This window comes from Fontimonas thermophila (assembly GCF_900113085.1).
Lineage (GTDB): Bacteria > Pseudomonadota > Gammaproteobacteria > Nevskiales > Nevskiaceae > Solimonas > Solimonas thermophila.
This window is the reverse complement of sequence record NZ_FOOC01000017.1, coordinates 1-19847: the sequence shown is the minus strand read 5'-3', so window position 1 is coordinate 19847 and position 19847 is coordinate 1. Positions and strand designations below refer to the sequence as shown.

22 protein-coding genes are annotated in these 19847 nt (G+C 64.8%); 9 read left to right on the top strand and 13 right to left on the bottom strand.

Annotated elements, in window-relative coordinates; translation table 11 throughout:
* Positions 1 to 107: 107 nt before the first annotated feature.
* The 5 genes from BMZ48_RS11970 to BMZ48_RS11950 all read right to left on the bottom strand — a co-directional run bounded on the left by BMZ48_RS11970 (position 108) and on the right by BMZ48_RS11950 (position 6178).
* Complete coding sequence (locus tag BMZ48_RS11970; protein ID WP_091535603.1) at positions 108 to 1142, bottom strand: hypothetical protein; 1035 nt, start codon at positions 1140 to 1142, stop codon at positions 108 to 110.
* 150 nt (positions 1143 to 1292) lie between these two features.
* On the bottom strand, positions 1293 to 1550 hold the full coding sequence (locus BMZ48_RS11965) for a hypothetical protein (protein ID WP_143383693.1): 258 nt from the start codon (positions 1548 to 1550) through the stop codon (positions 1293 to 1295).
* A gap of 11 nt (positions 1551 to 1561) precedes the next feature.
* Positions 1562 to 1768, bottom strand: a complete 207-nt coding sequence (locus tag BMZ48_RS11960) for a SlyX family protein (protein WP_091535598.1) — start codon at positions 1766 to 1768, stop codon at positions 1562 to 1564.
* Positions 1769 to 1800: 32 nt separating this feature from the next.
* Positions 1801 to 2760 (bottom strand): beta-ketoacyl-ACP synthase III, encoded by a 960-nt coding sequence (locus BMZ48_RS11955; RefSeq protein WP_091535596.1) that lies wholly within the window; start codon positions 2758 to 2760, stop codon positions 1801 to 1803.
* Positions 2761 to 2893: 133 nt separating this feature from the next.
* Complete coding sequence (locus BMZ48_RS11950; RefSeq protein WP_159431174.1) at positions 2894 to 6178, bottom strand: TonB-dependent receptor plug domain-containing protein; 3285 nt, start codon at positions 6176 to 6178, stop codon at positions 2894 to 2896.
* Positions 6179 to 6373: 195 nt separating this feature from the next.
* Between BMZ48_RS11950 and BMZ48_RS11945 the strand changes: the two genes are divergently transcribed.
* The 3 genes from BMZ48_RS11945 to BMZ48_RS11935 all read left to right on the top strand — a co-directional run bounded on the left by BMZ48_RS11945 (position 6374) and on the right by BMZ48_RS11935 (position 8461).
* Complete coding sequence (locus BMZ48_RS11945) at positions 6374 to 7165, top strand: acyl-CoA thioesterase (protein ID WP_159431173.1); 792 nt, start codon at positions 6374 to 6376, stop codon at positions 7163 to 7165.
* 45 nt (positions 7166 to 7210) lie between these two features.
* Positions 7211 to 8017, top strand: coding sequence for a dienelactone hydrolase family protein (locus BMZ48_RS11940; RefSeq protein WP_091535588.1), 807 nt, complete (start codon positions 7211 to 7213; stop codon positions 8015 to 8017).
* A gap of 180 nt (positions 8018 to 8197) precedes the next feature.
* The gene (locus BMZ48_RS11935; RefSeq protein ID WP_159431172.1) at positions 8198 to 8461 is read left to right on the top strand and encodes a DUF4404 family protein; all 264 of its coding nucleotides are present in this window, start codon (positions 8198 to 8200) and stop codon (positions 8459 to 8461) included.
* Between the two features lie 10 nt (positions 8462 to 8471).
* Here BMZ48_RS11935 and BMZ48_RS11930 read toward each other — a convergent pair whose 3' ends face one another.
* Both BMZ48_RS11930 and BMZ48_RS11925 read right to left on the bottom strand, forming a co-directional pair.
* On the bottom strand, positions 8472 to 9452 hold the full coding sequence (locus BMZ48_RS11930) for an alpha/beta fold hydrolase (RefSeq protein WP_091535633.1): 981 nt from the start codon (positions 9450 to 9452) through the stop codon (positions 8472 to 8474).
* 58 nt (positions 9453 to 9510) lie between these two features.
* Positions 9511 to 9990, bottom strand: a complete 480-nt coding sequence (locus BMZ48_RS11925) for a cytochrome P460 family protein (RefSeq protein WP_091535584.1) — start codon at positions 9988 to 9990, stop codon at positions 9511 to 9513.
* 100 nt (positions 9991 to 10090) lie between these two features.
* Between BMZ48_RS11925 and BMZ48_RS11920 the strand changes: the two genes are divergently transcribed.
* Positions 10091 to 10423, top strand: a complete 333-nt coding sequence (locus BMZ48_RS11920; RefSeq protein WP_200769619.1) for a winged helix-turn-helix transcriptional regulator — start codon at positions 10091 to 10093, stop codon at positions 10421 to 10423.
* 39 nt (positions 10424 to 10462) lie between these two features.
* On the opposite strand, the gene BMZ48_RS11915 is transcribed toward BMZ48_RS11920, so the two are convergent.
* On the bottom strand, positions 10463 to 10969 hold the full coding sequence (locus BMZ48_RS11915) for a peroxiredoxin (protein WP_091535582.1): 507 nt from the start codon (positions 10967 to 10969) through the stop codon (positions 10463 to 10465).
* Between the two features lie 125 nt (positions 10970 to 11094).
* Between BMZ48_RS11915 and BMZ48_RS11910 the strand changes: the two genes are divergently transcribed.
* The 3 genes from BMZ48_RS11910 to BMZ48_RS11900 all read left to right on the top strand — a co-directional run bounded on the left by BMZ48_RS11910 (position 11095) and on the right by BMZ48_RS11900 (position 14499).
* Positions 11095 to 11496 (top strand): Hsp20/alpha crystallin family protein, encoded by a 402-nt coding sequence (locus BMZ48_RS11910; protein WP_234981638.1) that lies wholly within the window; start codon positions 11095 to 11097, stop codon positions 11494 to 11496.
* A 13-nt stretch (positions 11497 to 11509) separates the two neighbouring features.
* Complete coding sequence (gene lon / locus BMZ48_RS11905) at positions 11510 to 13945, top strand: endopeptidase La (protein ID WP_091535581.1); 2436 nt, start codon at positions 11510 to 11512, stop codon at positions 13943 to 13945.
* A gap of 95 nt (positions 13946 to 14040) precedes the next feature.
* Entirely contained in the window at positions 14041 to 14499 is a 459-nt protein-coding gene (locus BMZ48_RS11900) for a flavodoxin family protein (RefSeq protein ID WP_091535580.1), read from the top strand.
* Positions 14500 to 14553: 54 nt separating this feature from the next.
* On the opposite strand, the gene BMZ48_RS11895 is transcribed toward BMZ48_RS11900, so the two are convergent.
* Positions 14554 to 15102, bottom strand: coding sequence for a hypothetical protein (locus tag BMZ48_RS11895; RefSeq protein WP_091535579.1), 549 nt, complete (start codon positions 15100 to 15102; stop codon positions 14554 to 14556).
* Positions 15103 to 15241: 139 nt separating this feature from the next.
* Here BMZ48_RS11895 and BMZ48_RS11890 point away from each other — a divergent pair, with 139 nt between their 5' ends.
* Positions 15242 to 15715, top strand: coding sequence for an SET domain-containing protein (locus BMZ48_RS11890; RefSeq protein WP_091535578.1), 474 nt, complete (start codon positions 15242 to 15244; stop codon positions 15713 to 15715).
* Positions 15716 to 15866: 151 nt separating this feature from the next.
* Here BMZ48_RS11890 and pal read toward each other — a convergent pair whose 3' ends face one another.
* From pal to BMZ48_RS13420, 3 genes are all read right to left on the bottom strand, one after another.
* Positions 15867 to 16370, bottom strand: coding sequence for a peptidoglycan-associated lipoprotein Pal (gene pal / locus BMZ48_RS11885; protein WP_091535629.1), 504 nt, complete (start codon positions 16368 to 16370; stop codon positions 15867 to 15869).
* 250 nt (positions 16371 to 16620) lie between these two features.
* Positions 16621 to 17319, bottom strand: coding sequence for a response regulator (locus BMZ48_RS11880; protein WP_091535577.1), 699 nt, complete (start codon positions 17317 to 17319; stop codon positions 16621 to 16623).
* Complete coding sequence (locus BMZ48_RS13420; RefSeq protein WP_091535576.1) at positions 17316 to 18704, bottom strand: ATP-binding protein; 1389 nt, start codon at positions 18702 to 18704, stop codon at positions 17316 to 17318. Before BMZ48_RS13420 ends, BMZ48_RS11880 begins: the two co-directional genes overlap by 4 nt.
* Positions 18705 to 18856: 152 nt before the next feature.
* Between BMZ48_RS13420 and BMZ48_RS11870 the strand changes: the two genes are divergently transcribed.
* Entirely contained in the window at positions 18857 to 19306 is a 450-nt protein-coding gene (locus tag BMZ48_RS11870) for a hypothetical protein (protein WP_091535575.1), read from the top strand.
* Positions 19307 to 19463: 157 nt separating this feature from the next.
* On the opposite strand, the gene BMZ48_RS11865 is transcribed toward BMZ48_RS11870, so the two are convergent.
* Complete coding sequence (locus tag BMZ48_RS11865) at positions 19464 to 19727, bottom strand: ComEA family DNA-binding protein (RefSeq protein WP_091533435.1); 264 nt, start codon at positions 19725 to 19727, stop codon at positions 19464 to 19466.
* Positions 19728 to 19847: the final 120 nt, after the last annotated feature.

Below are 19847 nucleotides of genomic sequence, written 5' to 3'. Positions count from 1 at the left end.
ATCCCATCTGCCGCACCCATGACCACATGCCCATTTAGCGGCACAGAGGCGACGGCCAGAGCCGTCACACGGCCGGCGGTGGGCCAGCGCCGATGAATGGCCACTGTTCACTCCGACGCCGCCAGCACACGCTCGACCGCTCCGGAGCGATAAAAACCTTCGAGCTGGCGCCGGACGAAAGCGCGCAACACCTTCTTGCGCTTGAGCTGGGTGAGCACATGGGGTGCGTAATGCAGGCACTCGGTGAGAATCGTGTCGCGGTCGATCCCCAGATCGTCGAGCAGCACCGTCAGCGGCTGGCTGCCGTAAGCGTCGAAGAAAGCATCGATACCGGCTTCGATCAGCCCGGTATAAAACTCCGTGCGCCGCAACTCGCGCCAGTATTCGTAGCCAATCACGAACAGCTCTTCGACGTCGTCGGCGGTGATGTCGGCGCGCAGGGTGCCGATCGGTTCGAACTTGATGCGGTCCCAGATTTCGCGCGCCATCTTCCGCAAGCCGGCGTCATCGAGATGACGCAACACGGCCTCGGCACTGCGGCGCGCCGTTGCCTCGACGCTGCGTGTGACGTATTTGCGCAGGTTTTCATCCAGCGTGGCCTCGATACCGGGTGAGGCCTTGTTGATGACGCTGCGGCCGAGCTTCATCACCGAGCGCGCACCAGGAATCGATCGCGTGAGCTCGCCGCTGCGCGACAGATAATCCTTGATCCCCTGATACAGCAAGTCGGAGGCAAAGGCGGTATAGATCGGGCTCGTCACCACCGTGCGCACGAGTTTCTCGCGTAGCGACTTGAACTCCAGCAGCTTGTCGATTGCCTCGGTCCAGCGGGCATGGCTGACGATGTCCTTGAGCGCCGTGCGGTCGTGGATCCGGTGCGCGTACACCGCGCGAGCGACGGCAGCAACGAGTTCCGGCAGGCCACCGCCCAGCTCGATTTCGGATGCATAACGCCGTGCCGTGCGCTTGATCATCGTCGGCGTCACCACCTCCTCGAGTGTGAGTCTGCCGGCCTCATCCAGCAGTGCGTCGAGCTCTTGTGCCAGAAAGTCCGCGAAGGTCGGCCCCGTCAAGCGGTCCATGAGATATTCGACGTGGGCCTCGAGCAGGGCTTCGGCGACCGTGGGGCTTTTCTTCGGCATGACGGCGGCAAGGGGGCGACAGGAAGCGCCACGGTAACCGCTCCGGTGCGGCCGTGCATTGCCGGACCGCCAGAACGGGATGGCCCAACGGCGAGCCGGTCGTGGATGCTGCGCACACCCGCGCCGGAAGTGGATCGCCTGCACCGGATATCAGCCTTGCCGTGGCCAGGTCAGCATTGCAAATGCTGCGATGATCGCCGCCATGAGCGTAAGCCAGCCGGCAAATCCATATTCACCGGCGAGGAAGCCGAGCAGTGCCAACACGGCGAATACCAGCGCGAGTGCCCCCTCGACCCGCTTGCCCAGCGGCCATTCGGCCACGCGCCAATGCATGCCGCGCGTGCGGGCTCGGCCGAAGATGAGCAGCAAAACGCCGAGCGCGGCGATGGCGGTCAAAATTTCGGCCACGCCACGCAACATCAGCCGTCGGGTGCGATGTCATCCGCCGCCGTGGCCTTGGGCAGACCTTCATCACGGCGTGCAACACGGCTTGCGAGCTCGCGCAAAGCGCGTTCGAGCTGATCGAGGCGTCGCTGCTGTGCGGTCACGATGTCGTTGAGCTGTTGCAGCGTGGCTTCCTGGTAGGCCATGCGCGTTTCCAGTTCGATCAGCCGATCCTCGCTCATGGCGCGGAGCATAGCGCAGCCGGCCCCGCGGCTCACCAGCGCAGCAGCACTGCACCCCAGGTCATGCCGCCGCCGACGCCTTCGAGCAAGACGAGATGGCCGGGCTGGATGCGTCCATCACGAACGGCGCTGTCGAGGGCAAGCGGGACCGAAGCCGCCGACGTGTTGCCGTGCCGCGCGACGGTGGTGACGACGCGCTCGCGGGGCACCCCGATCTTGTCTGCGGTGGCGTTGATGATGCGCAAATTGGCCTGGTGCGGCACGAACCAGTCGAGCTCACTACCGGTGAAGCCGTTGCGCTCCAAGGCCTCGCGCGCGCACTCGTCGAGCACGCGCACGGCGAACTTGAACACGGCCTGCCCGTCCATTTCCAGAAACGGATTACCACGCAGCTTGCCTTCGGCGATGCCGCCGGCGACGCGCAGGATATGGCTGTAATGACCGTCGGCATGCAGATGGCTGGAATAGATGCCGGGTGTATCCGCCGGCTTGAGCACGACGGCTCCGGCGCCGTCACCGAACAGCACGCAGGTGCGCCGGTCGTTCCAGTCGAGCAGGCGCGAGAAGACTTCCGCTCCGACGACGAGCGCACACCGGTGCGCGCCGCTGGCGACGAACTTGTCGGCCGTGGCCAGCGCATAGATGAATCCGGTGCATACCGCCTGTACGTCGAAAGCCGCACCGCGCTTGATACCGAGTTTGGCCTGTAGCAGGCAGGCCGTGGACGGGAACACCATGTCGGGTGTCGTCGTCGCGACGATGATCAAGTCGATGTCGTCGGGACCCACGCCGGCCGAGACCATGGCCCGCTGCGCCGCCTTGAGCGCAAGATCGCTGGTGAGCTCATCGTCCGCGGCGACGTGACGCGCCTCGATTCCTGTGCGCGAGACGATCCACTCGTCGCTGGTGTCGATGCGCGACTGCAGTTCGCGGTTCGTGACGATCCGCTCCGGCAAGTAGCTGCCGGTGCCGACGATGCGGGAGTAAGTCATAGACAATGAAGCTTACCGGATCGGCCGGCATCCGTGCCGCAACGGGCGGCACCTGCCCGTCTGCCAATGAAAACCGCCCGGAGCGCAGGCCAGCAACGGCCCGCGATCCGGGCGGATGGGAGTGACGGTGGTTTTAGAACCGGGTGACGAAGCGCAAGTACGGCGTGCGGCTCCCCGGCAAGTCGTAGGTCGTCGGATCGTAAGTGCTGGCAAAGGCGGTAAATACCTTGGGCGGGTCTTGATCGAGCACGTTGATCACGCCCAACACCAGCTGGGTTCCCCAGTTCGCAATCTGGTATCCGAACTGGACGTCGTGATAGAACGTCGTGTCGATCTTGTTGAGCAGCCCGTAGCGCGGATGCTCCGGCCCCGAGCACAAACCATACTCCTCGAGGGAGAGAATCGGCGTGGGGTTGGCGCCGCCATTGGCCGCGCCGGGATCCTGACGGCCATCGTCGCAGATCTCGACGACATGGTAGATGAAGCGCGTGCTCCAGCTCGCCTGCCACGGACCATTGTTCCAGAGCAGCTCGGCCTTGGCCTTGAAGCGCGGAATCGCCCCCTGCCCGCCGAATTCGAAGCCGGCCAGATTCGTGCGCACATCTTCGCCGCTCGCCGACGGCACAATGGTGTCGTAACGCGTCACATAGGCGCCATCAAAGAGGAAGCGGAGAGTACCGATACGGTCAAGCCAGCCCCCCTGGATCTTCCAATCGATGTTGAAGTCGACCCCCTCCACCTCGAGCGCGGAGAAGTTGGTCGCCGTATTGTCGATGCGCGTAATCTGCCCGTCCGGGCCGCGCTGGACTTTCTCGCAGAGGGAACGCTGTCCCGGATCAGCCCGATAGCACAAATCGAAGATCTGATCCGTGCCGATGAACGAGATGAAGTCGTCGAGTTCGATGCGGTACCAGTCGACCGCGACATTGAAGTCCGGCAGGAAGTCCGGGCTGTACACCAGGCCCGCCGTCAGCGACGTCGCCGTCTCCGGGTCCAGATTCGGGTTGCCGCCGAACACGGTCGGCAACTGCGCGTTGGTCTGCGTGGTCGATGCGTTGTCGGCATCGCAGTTCGCAGCGACGTTGGGGTCCTCGTCACGCTCCGAGGAGGCGCAGGGATCGGTGACTTCCGGGAAGCTGACGACGGCGCCAAGAAAGAGTTCCGTGATCGATGGCGCCCGGAACCCCTCCGACCAAGTGCTGCGCAGCAGCAAGTCGTCGAACATGCGCCATTCGACGCCGACCTTGGAGCTGACGTTGGAGCCAAGCTCGCCGTAGTCGGAATACCGCGTCGCCAGGCTCAGGTTGAGGCTGTCCACCAGCATGACGTTGGCGACCAACGGCAGCGCCAGCTCGGCATAGGCCTCGAAGGCATCGTAGCTCCCCTTGGTCGGCGACGAGGCGTTGGTGCTGCTCGTGCCAGCGACCTTGAGCGGATCGGGCTGGCTCTCGAACGCCTCCGTACGTAGCTCAAGGCCCGTGGCGAAACCCACCGTATCCGGCAACCATTCACCCACCGAGAAGCGCGTCGAGGCATTGCCGTAGAACAGACGCTGGCGCTGGCGCGCGGTGTCGTGGGCGGTATAGGCGACGTAAGCCAGCATCTCGGGCGTGATCGTGCCGGGTCCGCCGAAGAAATCGAACGGCACACAGCCCGCGGCCGACGGCGGCGGCGGGTTGACACCATCGCCGGTGCAGTTGGCGATCGGACCGACCGCGCGTGCCAGCCGCTCCATGTTCACCAGACCCGCCTCGGTCGTGGCCAGCTTGCTCTCCGAGTAAGCCCCGCCGGCTTCCCAGTTCACCAGGGTTCCGGCCAGACTCCACTGGCCATCGAACCCGCCGCCGATGCGCAGCGTATCCACGTCCTGCTGGAACTTGCGGGGCCCCAGCTCCACCATGCGCCGGAGCACGGCGCCGAGACCGATCAGGCCGGCGGCGGCATCGGCACGGCCGATGTCTTGTGGCATCGTGCCCGGAATGTAGTACGGGCTCTGCGGGTTGGTCGGGTTGAAGGGATTGTCGGCGGCGACGTAGCCGAGGTTGAACGGCGCCGGCAAGGCGTCACCGACGGCCAGCGGCGTCTCGGCCAGCTGTTGTGCCGACTTGCGCAGGTTGTAGAGCGCCTCGCTGGTGAAGCGGATGTCGTTCTCAAACTGATGTGAGATCTGCGCAAAGATGCTGGTGCGCTCGTTGGGCGTCAGCAGGTAGTTGATCGGCGCGAAGTTGTACGCATCGATATTCTGATCCCAGCGCGCATAGTTGCCGGTGGGATCTGCGCCGGCATCCGGACGGCGGGCCAGATCGCAGAGCGTCAGCGGCGAGCCGAAGGGCAAATTGAGCGCCGGCTCCCCCGGCACGCCCGCGGTACCAACCACCACGCCGCCGGCAAGATCGCGGCAAAGCGCAGCCGGGCCGGTGTCGAAATTCGAGATGGCATTGCCGTTGGTCGGCGTCGGCACGAACAGAATACGGCCCTGTGGCGTGAATGCGCTCCCACGGGATATGCCGGTGCCGAAGGTCGGCAGCGCGGACAGCGCACGGTCGCCCGCAAACAGCTCGCCCTGCGTGACATAGCTGACGTCCATGAACACGCCGGTCGTGCCATTGAACGAGCCGGCCGAGTAGTTGTACGCCTGGGTCAGCCCCTTGCCATCGTCGTAAACCTGGGCATGGCCGCGCAGCTCGGCGCCGTTGAAATCACGGCGGGTCTTGATGTTGACCACCCCGGCGATGGCATCGGAACCATACACCGCGGACGCACCGTCCTTGAGGACTTCGATGCTTTCGATGATCGAGATCGGAATCGTGTTCAGATCGACCGAGTTCGTGCGCAGTTGAGACAAACCACCGACCCAGCGCCGACCATTGACCAGCACCAGCACGCGGTTGGACCCAAGGTTACGCAGATCGATTTCGACCGAACCGTCGCCACCGTTGTTGAATGCGGTGTTCAACGCCGCGCCGGCCTGCGGCAGATTCTGCAGTAGATCGCCGATGGCGGTCAGGCCGCTGCGCTCGATGTCCTGGCGGCTGATCACCAGCACCGGTTGCGCGGTTTCATAATCGCTGCGGCGGATGCGTGAGCCAGTGACTTCGATCGTCTCCAGACGCGTACCCTTGGTTTCCGGCAGATCCGCGGCGGCGGGAGCTTCATCGCGCAAAGGCTCGACCGCAACCGTCTCCTCGACCGTTGGTGGCTCCGGACCCGGCTCGACCGATTCAGCCGTGGCCTCTGGCTGTGCCTGTTCACCTGAAACCGCCAGACCCGCATCCTCGGGCGCGGTCATGGTCATGGGTTCGTCGCGCTCCGGCGCCGGCGGTGCGCCATCCGGTTCTTGCGCCGCCGCACCTTGGATCCCTGCGCACACACACAGCGCCAGCAGCAGCGCGCGCTGCCCGATCGTCCATCTGGTCATTCCCCAACCCTCTTTCGTTGCCATCGATCACGGCCGCCGTCACCGACTTGCCGCGTAAGAATCCACTTACCCTATATCAATCTTTTCTGACCTGTCACGGGGTTTTCACCCAATACCTGGAGAGTCGGAAACCAGAAACCTCCTATGATGCGCAGCCCGGCACATGTTCGCGTGCCGCTTTTTCCGGAGAATCGGATGCTATTCAGTGAAGCCCTTGCCACCCTGCGCGCGGCAGATGGCGGCTGGCAGGCTCTGATCGGTGAGGACTGGCTGCAAGGGCGGACGCTCTTCGGGGGCCTGCAAGCGGCGCTCGCGGTGCGTGCGCTGCGTCAGTGCATACCGCAGCAATGGCCGCTACGCGTCGTCCAGACCACGTTCATCGCGCCGGTGCCTCCCGGACCAGTGCGGATCGAAGGTCACGTGCTGCGCACCGGCCAATCCGCGATCCACGCCCAGGCCCGCATCGTCGAACGCGGCCAGACTCTGTGCAGCGTGCTCGCGATCTTTGGCCAAGGCCGCGCATCGGCACTGCGACTGACGCCAGCACAGCCGGATCGCGGCGAACGCGCCGATGAGAAGACAGAGCTGCCCTACGGCGCCGGCACCGCACCGCCGTTCACGCAGCACTTCGTGATGCGCTGGACCGGCGGACGCCCGCCGTTCAGCGGCGCGACTGCGAACACCACGCGTATCCACGTCCGTCATCGCGAGGCACAAGTACTCGACGAAACCCACGCAATCGCCTTGGCCGACACCGTGCCGAGCCCGGGGTTGTCGATGCTCACGCAGCCGGCGATGGCCAGTTCGCTGACCTGGATGCTGGAATTCGTCGATCATCGTTTCGGCTTCCCGCACGAGGCCTTCTGGCGCATGGACACCGAGGTCACCGCCGGCGGCGACGGCTATCTTGCGCAGAGCGCGCTGCTCTGGAACCCTGATGGGGTACTCTGTGCGCTCAGCCGGCAGTCCGTCGCCGTTTTTGGTTGACTGATTTTGGTTGACTCACCGCTTTTTCCTGCACGGAGCATACAGATGTCGATCGTCCGCAGTCTGCGCATCGGCGTCATGGCCGCAGCACCGGCATTGGCCGCCCCCGGTCTTGCTGCCGAAAAAATCGCCGACTACGTCATCGACGGCCAGATCCACCGCGGCTACTTCTATTACGACGAGCGTATCGACGCTGCCCGTCCACTGGTGGTGCTCGTTCCCAACTGGCTCGGCACGACCGCGGCGAACCGCCGGCAGGCGGCGGACATCGCCGGCCGCGATTACGTCGTGTTCGTTGCCGACATGTTTGGGAAAGATGCGCAGCCGGCGGATGCCGAGGCAGCCAGCAAGGCCGTGCGCGCGCTCTATGCCGACCGCCCGCTGTTGCGTAAACGCATCGTCGCCGCCAAGGCCGCGGCACTGGCGCAGGCACACACGGCGAAGCTGCCGGTCGATCCGACGAAAGTCGCGGCGATCGGCTTCTGCTTTGGCGGCGCCACCGTGCTCGAGCTGGCACGCACCGGCGAGGCCTTGGCCGCCGTCGTTTCATTCCACGGCAATCTGTCGCTGCCCGGTGAGATGCCGGCCGCGCCGATCCGCACGCGCATCCTGGCCCTGCACGGCGATGCCGATCCCTACGTGCCCGCCGAGCAAGTCGAGGCTTTCACTGCGGAGATGCGCGCATCCGCTGCCGACTGGCAGCTGGTGCGCTTCGGTGGCGCAGTGCACTCGTTCACGGACCCCGAGGCGAACCGGCCGGGTCAGGCCATGTATGACGCCAAGATCGCGCGCCGCGCGTTTGCCATGATGCGGGATTTCCTCGCCGAGGCCTTTGCCCAGGCAGCGCATTGACACGCACCGGTCGGCTGCTTACGAGAGCAAGGTCCGCGCACGGCGTGCGGCCGTTTCACGCCCACCCGTGATCGGATATGAAATCGCTCCGTGCACAGCGTATCGCGGGGAGGTCGCGCCGGATGGACAGCACCCGTGCGGTCGCCAAGAATGGAGCCGTCGCGGGCACCGGAGAGCGGTATGGATCGGCAACGCTTGCATCAGGATCTGACCGAGCTGCGTCAGGAACTCGAAGGGCTGCCGACGGACGCCGAAGCACGTCAGCGCCTGCTTGCGCTGATCCGGCGCATCGAGACTCGACTCGACGTCCCCTCCGCAGCCGAATCACGCGAATCACTCGTCGGTGGCATCGACGAGGCCATCGCCGAATTCGAGGTCGAACATCCACGCGCAGCCCTGTTGCTGCAGCGCATCGTCCATACGCTCAGCTCGATGGGCATCTGAGCATCATCGCTCAGACCCGCGTCTCTTGCGCGGCCACAACCGTCGATGGCGTACCCGCGCACCTGCCGCGGCGCTCGCGTGCCAGACCGCGCTCACCGGCGATGCGCTCCGCCTCTCCGACGTGCTCCAGAATCAGCGCCTCGATGCGCGGCAGCAGTGCGCGCGGCAGGTCGTGCCCCATGCCGTCGATGATCTCGAGCCGTGCCTGCGGCAGATGGCGCACAAGATCATGGGCCGCTGCCACCGGAACCAGCGGATCCTGCTTGCCGTGGATGATCAGCGTCGGGACCTGGATACACCGCAGCAGCGGCACACGGCTTTTCGATGCCATGATGGCCGTCATCTGCCGCACGAAGCCGGCGGGATGGACGTTGCGATCGATCTGGCGGGCAACCTTCTCACGCAGCTCGGCCTCCGTATCCGGATAGCCAGGGCTGCCAATCAGCCGCCACGTACGGATACCGTGCGCGATCAGTCCCTCACGGTCGCGCCGCGCAGGCCGTCGGATCATGTGCAGGCGCACCGGCAGCGTCGGCCCCGGCAAGCGCGGATTGCCACTGCTCGACATGATCGAAGTCAGGCTGCGGACACGTGCCAGATGCCGTCCGGCGAGCAGCTGCGCGATCATGCCTCCCATCGAAATTCCGACGACATGCGCAGATTCGATCGACAACGCATCCATCAGACCCAGGGTGTCGAGCGCCATGTCGTCGAGCGTATACGGCGCGCGGACCGGCAGCCCCAGGGTATAGGCCAGACTTGCACGCAGCAGCGCCGGCTTGCCCAGATGATCGAGTTTCGTCGACAAGCCGACATCACGGTTGTCGAAACGGATCACGCGATAGCCGGCGCGCGCCAGGCCCGCGCAGAATCCATCCGGCCACATCACCAGCTGGCCGCCGAGTCCCATGATCAGCAGGATCGCGGGATGGGTGGCCTCTCCAAAGCTCTCGTACTCGATCTGAAGACCGTTGGCGCGGACGCTGGGCATGAGAAGGCGCGGGATGAGAACCTGGCGCATTGTCGCATGCGCCCGCCGCGCCCGCGCGCTATCGATCGCGCTTGCGGCTGAAGACGTAATCGTGCCCTGCCTGGCTGGCGTGACAGTCGAAGCACGCGGTCTTGGCATTCTCCCCGACCACGCGCTGCTTGGGATCACCGCCAGCGAATCCCTCGAATCCCCAGCCTCCGGTTGCGGCATATCTGCGCGCGTCCTTGTGCATCACACCCAGCACCTTGCGTGGCCCTTCGACGAGCGCATGTCCATCCGCCTGCGCTTCCAGCAGATCGAAGACGATCACCGCCCCGTCCTCGAAACGACCGGCTTCGTAACCGGCGATGGCTTTGGCGTTACCGTAGATGTGATGGATCCCTCCGAAAGAGGCAAACAGTGGATGCCCCTCCTGAATGACCATGCTCTTGACATGCACCCAGTTCCGGTATCCTTGCGGATACGGCACCTGGTCCGCTCCGGCAAAGGCAGTCGTGACACCGAGCACAGCAGCTGAGAGGGTCAAACGGCGCTTCATGGCAGACTCCGGCGAAAAAACCCGTACCACGATAGCGGCGCGCAACGCCCGCGCACAGCAGGCACTTTCCGGTGCCTCGGACACCAAACGGTCTGCATCGTTGAAAACGCGCAGAATCCATCGCGCCGCCGCCACGCCGAGCGTCCATCGCATTGTCGAGGACATCATCGGCTGCAAGTGGTCGCTCGCCGTACTTGCGCAGGTACGCGCCGGGGTCTTACGCCCCGGCGCGCTGGAACAAGCCATCCCGGGGATCAGCGCCAAGGTGCTCAACGAACGCTTGAAGAAACTGACCCGCTACGGGATTCTCGAACGCACGAGCTATGCGGAAATTCCGCCGCGCGTGGAATACCGTCTATCGGCCTTTGGCGCGCAGCTCGGCGCGATCCTCGATCAGATCACGGCGCTCGAACTGCAGCGCACACGACAATAAAGCGCTCGCCTCTTTTCGTACGCGCTTTCGAGCGTGCGATCAGCCCAGTTGGGCGAGGAGCGTCTCGGCGTTGGAGACCTCGAATTTGCCGGGCGCCTCGACGTTGAGCCGCTTGACCACGCCGTCCTCGATCAGCATCGAGTAGCGCTGCGACCGCACGCCCATCCCGCGCGCGGTCAGATCCAGCCCCAAACCCATCGCCTGGGTCCAGATCGCGCTGCCGTCAGCGAGCATGCGCAGCTTGCCGAGCGCGCCCTGCTCGCGTCCCCATGCCGCCATCACGAAGGCATCGTTGGTCGCCACACACCAGATTTCATCGACGCCACGCGCCTTGAATGCATCGAAATGCTGTAAATACCCGGGCAGATGCTGCATCGAGCAGGTCGGGGTATAGGCCCCGGGCACGGCGAACACCACGATGCGCTTGCCGCGGGTCGCCGTTTCCACATCGACTTCCTTGGGGGGAAGCGGGCAGCCCGTCTTGGATTCGAACTCCAGGGTCTCGTAAAGCTTGCCGCCGGGAATGCGATCACCCACCTTGATCATGGTCCTGCTCCTATGCGGAGATGTAGGCGCATCATAAACGGGTAGATCGCCGTTGCCACGCCAGGACGAGCCTTGAATGGCAGCAGCGGCGGCTCCATTTGAAACCCGTCAAGAGATATCCTGCCATGAGCCATCGCAGTGAAAATCCGTTTTCGATGTGGGCCGAAGCCTGCGCGCTCATCGAGCGCGCGGAACGCCTGCACCGCGCGTTTTTCCAGCCGATCGGCGCAGCGTCGCCGGCCTGGGAACCGCCGATGGATCTGTTCGAAGCGCAGGATGGATTCCTGATCGTGGTCGCCCTGCCGGGGGTACACCCCGCGCAGATCCAGTTGCTGTTCGACGGCACCGACTTGATCGTCGCGGGGGAACGCCGCCTACCCGCAGAATCGGCAGGCCTTGCCCTGCGCCGACTGGAAATTCCGGCGGGCCGTTTCGAGCGCCGCATTCCGCTGCCGCCAGGTCGCTTCGACGTCGCCGAGCAGCGGCTCGCCGATGGCTGCCTGACCGTCATCCTACGGCGCCTGTGAGCAGGAGTCGATCATGAGCGAGCGCCTGCCTCTGCCCAACCACCGCAGCGCCGAAAACGCCGGCACGCCACCACCCGCCGGCCCGACATCCGCCGGCGCTGCCGCCGCTGACGCGACCACAACCAAGGTCCCGGACGATGCGCTCATCCTGCTGCCGATGCGCAACTTCGTGCTGTTCCCCGGCATCGTCGCGCCGCTGACCATCGGCCGCGCACGCAGTATTGCCGGTGCACAGGAAGCGGTGCGCACACAGCGTCCGGTCGGCATCGTCATGCAACGCGATCCGGAGGTCGAGGAACCGACGATCACCGATCTACACGAGATCGGCACGATCGCGAACCTGCTGCGCTACATCACCGCGCGCGACGGGACACACCATATCGTCGTGCAGGGTACACAGCGCTTTCGGGTGCTCGAATTGCTCGAAGGCCATCCGTTCCCGCTCGCACGCATCGAGCGCATCGAGGAGCCTCCCGCCACCGGCACCGAAGTGGAAGCACAGTTCCACGCGCTCAAACAGCGCGCGCTCGAGGGCCTGCAGCTGATTCCCGAGGCGCCAGCGGAGCTGGCCGCAACCGTGCAGGCCATGGAATCACCCAGCCAGCTCGCCGATTTCGTCGCCGGTTTCCTCGACATCAAGCCGGCCGAAAAGCAAGAAGTGCTCGAAACCATCGACGTGCTCAAGCGCCTGCAACGTCTGCAGTGGATGCTGGCGCACCGCGTCGAGGTGCTGCGCCTATCGCAGGATATCGGCAAGCAGACGCGTGAGGCGATGGAGCAACGCCAGCGTCAGTTCATGCTACGCGAGCAGCTCAAGGCGATCCAAAAAGAGCTGGGCGAACAAGACGAAACCGAGGCCGAGCTCGCCGAACTGGAAAAAGCCATCGCCGCGGCAGGCATGCCGGAAGAGGTGGAAAAGCATGCGCGCAAGGAACTGAACCGTCTGCGCACGATGGCCAGCGGTGGCAGTGAATACGCGATGGTGCGCACTTATCTCGACTGGCTGATCGAGCTGCCGTGGTCGAAAACCGGGGCGCAGCCGGTGGATCTCCATCACGCGCGCGCCGTGCTCGATGCCGACCACTATGGTCTGACCAAGGTCAAGCGGCGCATTCTCGAATTTCTCGCTGTCCAGAAACTCAAGCCCGATGGCAAAAGCCCGATCCTGTGCCTGGTCGGCCCGCCCGGTGTCGGCAAGACCTCGCTCGGCCAGAGCATCGCACGCGCCACCGGGCGCAAATTCGCACGTGTCGCGCTCGGCGGCACCCACGACGAAGCTGAAATCCGCGGGCATCGGCGCACCTATGTCGGCGCCCTGCCCGGCATCATCATCCAGGCGATCCGCAGGGCCGGTGAACGCGACTGCGTGATGATGCTCGACGAGATCGACAAACTCGGCGCCGGCGGCTTCCACGGCGACCCCTCGTCGGCGCTGCTCGAAGTGCTCGATCCGGAACAGAACGCGAGTTTCCGCGACAACTACCTGGCCGTGCCCTTCGACTTGTCGCGCGTAATGTTCATCGCCACGGCCAACCAGCTCGACACGATTCCCGGACCCTTGCTCGACCGCATGGAAGTGATCGAGCTGTCCGGCTATACGGAATCGGAGAAACTCGAAATCGCGCGGCGTTACCTGATCAAACGCCAGCTCGAAGCCAATGGCCTCAGCGCCGCGCAGTGCCAGATCACCGAACCCGCGCTGGTGACGATCGTGCGCAGCTACACACGCGAATCGGGCGTGCGCAATCTCGAACGGCAGATCGGCGCGGTGTTCCGCCACGCAGCGATGCGCATCGCCGAGGGCACGGCGCAGCAGATCACCGTGGACAGCGGCGATCTGACGGCGATTCTCGGCCCGGCGCGTTACGAAAACGAAACCGCGCAGCGTACCAGCGTGCCGGGCGTGGCCACCGGCCTTGCATGGACACCGGTTGGCGGCGACATCCTGTTCATCGAGGCCAGCCGCGTTCCGGGCAACGGTCACCTGGTCCTGACCGGGCATCTCGGCGAGGTCATGAAGGAAAGCGCACAGGCCGCGCTGACGCTGGTGAAATCCCGCCTGCAGTCCCTGGGGGTGCCCGAAGGCGACAACCTGTCCAAGTCCGACATCCATATCCACGTGCCGGCGGGCGCAACGCCCAAGGATGGCCCCAGCGCGGGCATTGCGATCTACACCGCGCTTGCGTCCTTGCTGTCCGGGCGTACCGTCAAAAACGATGTGGCCATGACTGGCGAAATCAGTCTGCGCGGCCTGGTCTTGCCGGTCGGCGGGATCAAGGAGAAGGTCATCGCCGCGCATCGCGCCGGCATCCGCACGGTGATACTGCCAGCACGCAACCAGCGCGATCTCGAGGAGATCCCGGACGACGTGCGCGCGGATCTGCACCTGGTCTGGATCGAGCGTGTGGAGCAGGCATTGGACATCGCGCTCGATCCTTCCGCCGCATGAGCACAGCGGCACACACGACCCACGGATATGCTGTCGAGCCTCCGTCGTAGCGCACAGGGGGTCTTGCAACCGACATCTGCCGCCGATCCAGACTCGTGAAACACCTGCTGCTGATCTGGCACAGCCAGTCCGGACGCACCCGCAGTCTCGCCGAAGCGGCGGCCGAGGGCATCCGCGCGCTCGCCGGCGAGGTCGAGCTGCGCATGCTGCGCGCCGCTGAAGCCGGACTCGACGATCTACTGTGGGCACACGGGCTTTTGCTCGCCACACCGGAGAATTTCGGCTATATGAGCGGGGCGCTGAAGGATTTCATGGATCGCACGTATTACCCGGCCGCGGGCAAGACCTTGGGGCTGCCATATGCCCTGATCATCAGTTGCGACACCGACGGCAGCGGCGCGGTCCGGTCGATTCAACGCATCGCCATCGGCTATGGCTGGACCGCCGTGGCCGAGCCGTTGATCCATCGCGGCGCCTGCACGCCGCAAGCGCTCGCACAGGCGCGGGAGCTCGGCGAGGGACTGGCCGCCGGAATTGCGCTGGGCGTGTTCTAACAATCGGACGGGTGCGCGGGCGCGCACTGCCTCACCCGCACACCCCCCATCCGCTCAGCGACGACGACCCGCCGGCGCAAAGCTATACCGCACTCCGGCCTCGAAGCGATCGTCGTCGCCTCCCTGCAACGCCGCCTGTATGGCGAAGTCGGGCGTGAAACTAAACAGCCCGGCAAGCCGCAAGGACACGCCGGCGTCGTCGAAGACATCGAGATACCGGATCTCCGGATTGAGCTCGAAAGCCTGGGCAAAGCGCCAGCGCAACCCGCCGCGCAGACCCCAACCGGTGTCGTCGTTCAAGCCCGTGTCGGCGAATTCCAGCGTCGCCCCTGCGGTCCAATCGAGATCGCGGGTGATCGGCGCATGAAAAATGCCGCCCGCACTGAGCTGCTCGAAATCACCGGTGTCGGCATATTCGCCGATCAGCGCGACCGAATGCGTCACTGCGCCCGAACCGGCGAGGCGCAGACCCGAGTCATCGATCTTGCCCTCGTCACGGTTCAGATATCCCCCTTCGAGAAAGGTATAGCGGTGCCCGGCCATCGCCGCCGCCGGAACCGCCAGGACCACGGCCACACACAACTGCCGGATGATGGAACGCATGTTGGATCTCCTTATCGTCATGACGCACCCCGATTGATGGGCGGACGCAGTCTCGTCATGGCGGGCTGACCGCCGTCTGAACACGCCCAACCCGGCGCCGAGCCTGCGGCATAATTTTGTTCCTTTCGAGCCGATCCGTATGCCCCGCAATATCGTCCTTCGCCGCTCGCCGATCCACGGCAACGGCGTCTTTGCCGCGCGGCGTCTACCCAAAGGTCTGCGCGTGATCCAATACCGCGGCATGTTGCGCCCGCACGATGAGGTCGACCGCTGCTACGGCGGCGATGCCGACAGCGGCCATACGTTCTTGTTCACGCTCAACGAGGACTATGTCATCGACGCCAATGTCGGCGGCAACATGGCGCGCTGGATCAATCACAGCTGCGACCCGAACTGTGAAGCCGTGTTGTACGAGCATCCCAGCGGCGACCGCCGCAGGGATCGCATCTTCATCGAGACGATCCGGGTCATCGAAGCAGGCGAAGAGCTGACCTACGACTACGGCATCACGCTCGACGAGCCCCATACGCCGCGCCTGAAAAAAATCTGGTCCTGTCGCTGCGGGGCGCCCAACTGCAGCGGAACCCTGCTCAAACCCAAGCGCCGCCGCTGAAGTGCTCGTGAATAGGCCGCATCAGCCCACGCGTGGCGAATGCATGCACAAAGACACCTTCAGCTCACCCGACGAAACCCACACCGATCAGATCCCGCAAAAAACTCGGCCCCGCGCATGACGGGGCCGAGGCTCACAGGCAAGCGCGTTTTCAGCGCACGAATTCGACGCGACGGTTCTTCGACCAGGCGCTCTCGTCGTGACCCTGAACCGCAGGGCGGGTCTCGCCATAGCTGACCACGCTGAGCTGACCGGCCGGGACACCGAGATTGATCAGCGCGCGACGCACCGCGTTGGCACGGCGCTCACCCAACGCCTGGTTGTACTCGGTCGTGCCGCGCTCGTCCGCATGGCCTTCCAGGCGCACGTGAACGGCGGAATTGGCCGACAGATAGCGCGCCCAGGCTTCGATCGTTTGCTGCGCATCGGCGCTGATCTCATCGCTGTCGAAAGCAAAGTAAACGACTGTGTTCTGCACGCCAGGCGGCAGGGCGCTGTCCGACGACAGCTCGACGGCGCCCGTGGCGGGGCCGGTCGCCACTGCGCTGGTGGAACCAGCCGGCGTCGTCGCAGCGCTCTGGTCGCGGGTACTGGCACAGCCAGTGAGACTGGCGGCGAGAAGAAGCAGGACACAGGGAAGGGTTTTGCTAGCCATGGTCATGACTGCCTTGGAATTGTTAGGGGATGGACGGATGGGAAGAATCGCGCCAATCGGCGCGGCGGCGGATTAAACCATAAAGTCTTTCAGACTCGACATGGCAAGAACAATGATATTTTTTAATCGTCATGGCGGCTCGGCTTTGCCTTTATTAGCGATGAGCCGCCTGGAGGGAGTCCCTGAACATACGACCGGCGGTGGATGATATGCGTCCATGCCCGAGCCACGGCCCATGGCACCAGAGTATTCAAGCGCCCAGGGCGCCGGCATCGAGACCATATCCCACGCCGTAAACGCTGCGGATCGGATCACAGCCGGCCAAATGCTCGCGCAGCTTGCGGCGCAGATTTTTGATGTGGCCGTCGATGTTGCGCTCGTAGCCGGGGAAGTCAGTCCCGCGCACGCGCTCGAGCAGCTGCGCCCGCGACCAGACCCTCTGTGGCTGTTCGAGCAGCGCGGCCAGCAGGCCGAACTCGATCGGGGTCAGGTTCAGCTCGTGCCCGGCGGCACGCGCGACATGCGCGATGGGATCCAGCTCGAGCGGCCCCACGCGCAAACACCCCCCGGCATCGAGCTGCGGCCGCAAACGGCGCAGAATCGCCTTGGCGCGCGCAACCACCTCGCGCGGGCTAAACGGCTTGCAGACATAATCATCCGCCCCCAGCTCGAGCCCGAGCAGGCGATCCACCTCATCGACACGCGCGGTCAGCATCATGATCGCCGGCCCGCCTCCCGTGCCCCGCAATTCGCGACAGACGGTCAAGCCATCTTTGCCGGGTAGCTGCAGGTCGAGGACGACCAGATCGGCCGGGCGCCGGCGCAGGGCATCGGCCACCTCGTCGCCTCGGTGCAGCACCTCGACGTCGTAACCGGCGTGCATGAAGTAATCACGCAGCAGCGCAGCAATCTTGGTCTCGTCCTCGACGATGAGAATCCGCTCGCTCATGCCGATCCATCGTCCGGCAACCAAAAACCGATCGAAAGTCCGCCCAGCGCGCCAGCGCGCGCCTCGATGCCGCCGCCATGGGCTTCGACAATGGACCGGCAGATCGCCAGTCCCAGGCCGGCACCGCCACTACCACGCGAACGCGCGGCCTCGACGCGATAGAGCCGGTCGAATAGTCGCGGCAAGGCCGCTGCCGGCACACCCGGCCCCGAATCTTCGACGACGATCCGACCGCCGCCCGCAGCCATGGGCGAGAGCGCTACACGCACGATGCCCGGTTGCGCATGCTGCAGCAGGTTCTGGAACAGATTGCCCAGCACTTGCCCGATGCGCTGGGCATCGGCGAAGACCCTGACGGGCTGCGCTGGGAACACACGCTCGACGACGAAACCCGCCGCACGCAGGCGATCATCGAAACGATCGAGCGCCTCACGCAGCGGCGTCGCCAGATCGATGCGCTCGCGCAGCAGACGCAAACCGCCGGACTCGGCCAGCGACAGCAGATGCAAATCGTCGATCAAGGAATTGAGCCGGAGCACCTCCTGCTGCAAGGACCGCAGCCGCACCGGATCGGCGCTGCGCACCCCATCGAGCATCGCGTCGAGCTCACCGCGCAGCACGGCGACCGGCGTGCGTAGCTCGTGCGCGATATCGGCCAGCCACTGCCGCTGGCGCGCGTCATAGCGCTCCAGTGCCTCGGCGAGCCGGTTGAAATCGGCCGCGAGCTGACCCAACTCATCCCGGCGGCGCACCTCGATCCGCGTACCGAATTCCCGCCGGCCCAGCGCCGCAGTGCCCGCGGACAGCCGCCGGATCGGGCGCAGGATCAACGCACTATTCATGAGCGCGAACAGCGCCGCCAGCGGCAGACTCAATGCGGTGATACGCGCCAGAATTTCGCTCTGGCGCCGCCGGAACCCAATCTCCTCTGGAGCCGCCCAGGCCGGCAACGGCGGGCGCACGAGGTAACCCACCACCGAATCACCGACACGGACCGCCACGCGCAGCGGCTCACCCGGCCCCTCGGGCAACGGCGGACCGGCGACATATGCGCCTTGCGCATCGAACAAGGTCAGCGGCGCACGCAACGGCAGTGGGCGCATCGACACATCCCCGTCTCCATCGCCCATACGCCCCGCACGCAACTCGGCACGGCGGCGGAATTCCCGCACCGCGAGCGCCGCGCTGCGCAAATCCGGGAACTGCGCATAGCGCTCGGCGATACGATCGGCCACATCCTCCATCCGCTGCCGCTCACGGGCTTCGACATAGGCTGCAAAGCTCTCGGCGGTCTGATGGCGGATCACCAGCAACACTCCCCCGATCAACACCGCAGCGGCGATGAGCTGTACGGCAAACAGCTTCCAGAACAGGGAAATGCGCATGACCGTATCTTAAGCGCCATCCCCGCCCGCCCGGATCCAATTACCCCGAATCCGCGGCATTTCCACACGGATTCCGCACATTTGCGGTCTAAGGTGATGTCGGCACCGGGGATGTCCATCCCCGTTCGCAAACCCATTCGACGGAGCACCACATGAAAGCGATCAAATCCTTAACGGCAGCCTTGCTCGCCGGCCTGACCCTGACCGCAGCAGCGACCTACGCGCGCGACATTCCGGAAAACGACGGCCATCCCGAGTACGAACGTCCGATGCGTATGCCCACGCTAGAGCGCATGGCCATCGGCAACGCACTCGCTGCCGAGCTTGCAGCGCGCAGCGGCCGCCCGGCTGCAGAAATCGAAACCCTGCTCAGGGAACAAGGCCTCCGTAAAACGGCAGAGACGCTGGGGTTCGACCGTGACACGATGAAGCAAGCCTTGCGCAGCGCGCGCGAAAAAGTCATCGATCAAGCCGTGCAGGCGCAGCTGATCACGGCCGCGCAGGCGCAGACACTCAAGGAAGCGCCGGCGGCATGGGCACACGCCCGGCATGCCCGCCGCGAAGACAAACAAGCGCCACAAATACGTCAGCCGAAACAATAAAACGGCAACGCTCAAACAACACCGCCCTGCGCTCTGCCCGGGCGATGCGACCGATCTCCGCATCGCCCGGATCACAGAGCCGAAACAACCCATCCCCGCTTCAAAAAAGAAGGCGAGCCAAAGCTCGCCTGCAACCCTCCCTCGAGGCCGTTTTGCTTCAGTCCTTGACCTTGATGTTGTCCTTGTTCTGCTCGTAAATCGCCGGACCTATCCCCTCCACACGCGTGATCTCCTGCGGCGCCTTGAACAAACCCCGCTCCGCACGGTCCTTCACAATCGCCTCCGCCTTCGCAGGACCCACACCCTTGAGCTCTTTCGCCAGGGTCTTCGCATCCGCCGTGTTGATGTTGACCACACCCGCATGGGCCACACCCACCACCAAACCCGCACCCACCAGCACCGCCTTGAACCACGTATTCATGTCTTGTCCCTCCACTCTTGCGTCTTCTTGCCACGCCCACACCAGGCGCATGCCCACCCTACCCCAGCACGCCGCGCAACACACTTCCCCAATCGGCTAGTCCTCACCCCACCAAACGGA

Coding starts and splice junctions, on each gene's coding strand:
- BMZ48_RS11970 (WP_091535603.1), bottom strand. CDS start 1,142: ATGCCGAAGAAAAGCCCCACGGTCGCCGAAGCCCTGCTCGAGGCCCAC.
- BMZ48_RS11960 (WP_091535598.1), bottom strand. CDS start 1,768: ATGAGCGAGGATCGGCTGATCGAACTGGAAACGCGCATGGCCTACCAG.
- BMZ48_RS11955 (WP_091535596.1), bottom strand. CDS start 2,760: ATGACTTACTCCCGCATCGTCGGCACCGGCAGCTACTTGCCGGAGCGG.
- BMZ48_RS11950 (WP_159431174.1), bottom strand. CDS start 6,178: ATGACCAGATGGACGATCGGGCAGCGCGCGCTGCTGCTGGCGCTGTGT.
- BMZ48_RS11945 (WP_159431173.1), top strand. CDS start 6,374: ATGCTATTCAGTGAAGCCCTTGCCACCCTGCGCGCGGCAGATGGCGGC.
- BMZ48_RS11940 (WP_091535588.1), top strand. CDS start 7,211: ATGTCGATCGTCCGCAGTCTGCGCATCGGCGTCATGGCCGCAGCACCG.
- BMZ48_RS11935 (WP_159431172.1), top strand. CDS start 8,198: ATGGATCGGCAACGCTTGCATCAGGATCTGACCGAGCTGCGTCAGGAA.
- BMZ48_RS11930 (WP_091535633.1), bottom strand. CDS start 9,452: ATGCCCAGCGTCCGCGCCAACGGTCTTCAGATCGAGTACGAGAGCTTT.
- BMZ48_RS11925 (WP_091535584.1), bottom strand. CDS start 9,990: ATGAAGCGCCGTTTGACCCTCTCAGCTGCTGTGCTCGGTGTCACGACT.
- BMZ48_RS11915 (WP_091535582.1), bottom strand. CDS start 10,969: ATGATCAAGGTGGGTGATCGCATTCCCGGCGGCAAGCTTTACGAGACC.
- BMZ48_RS11910 (WP_234981638.1), top strand. CDS start 11,095: ATGAGCCATCGCAGTGAAAATCCGTTTTCGATGTGGGCCGAAGCCTGC.
- lon (WP_091535581.1), top strand. CDS start 11,510: ATGAGCGAGCGCCTGCCTCTGCCCAACCACCGCAGCGCCGAAAACGCC.
- BMZ48_RS11895 (WP_091535579.1), bottom strand. CDS start 15,102: ATGCGTTCCATCATCCGGCAGTTGTGTGTGGCCGTGGTCCTGGCGGTT.
- BMZ48_RS11890 (WP_091535578.1), top strand. CDS start 15,242: ATGCCCCGCAATATCGTCCTTCGCCGCTCGCCGATCCACGGCAACGGC.
- pal (WP_091535629.1), bottom strand. CDS start 16,370: ATGGCTAGCAAAACCCTTCCCTGTGTCCTGCTTCTTCTCGCCGCCAGT.
- BMZ48_RS11880 (WP_091535577.1), bottom strand. CDS start 17,319: ATGAGCGAGCGGATTCTCATCGTCGAGGACGAGACCAAGATTGCTGCG.
- BMZ48_RS13420 (WP_091535576.1), bottom strand. CDS start 18,704: ATGCGCATTTCCCTGTTCTGGAAGCTGTTTGCCGTACAGCTCATCGCC.
- BMZ48_RS11870 (WP_091535575.1), top strand. CDS start 18,857: ATGAAAGCGATCAAATCCTTAACGGCAGCCTTGCTCGCCGGCCTGACC.
- BMZ48_RS11865 (WP_091533435.1), bottom strand. CDS start 19,727: ATGAATACGTGGTTCAAGGCGGTGCTGGTGGGTGCGGGTTTGGTGGTG.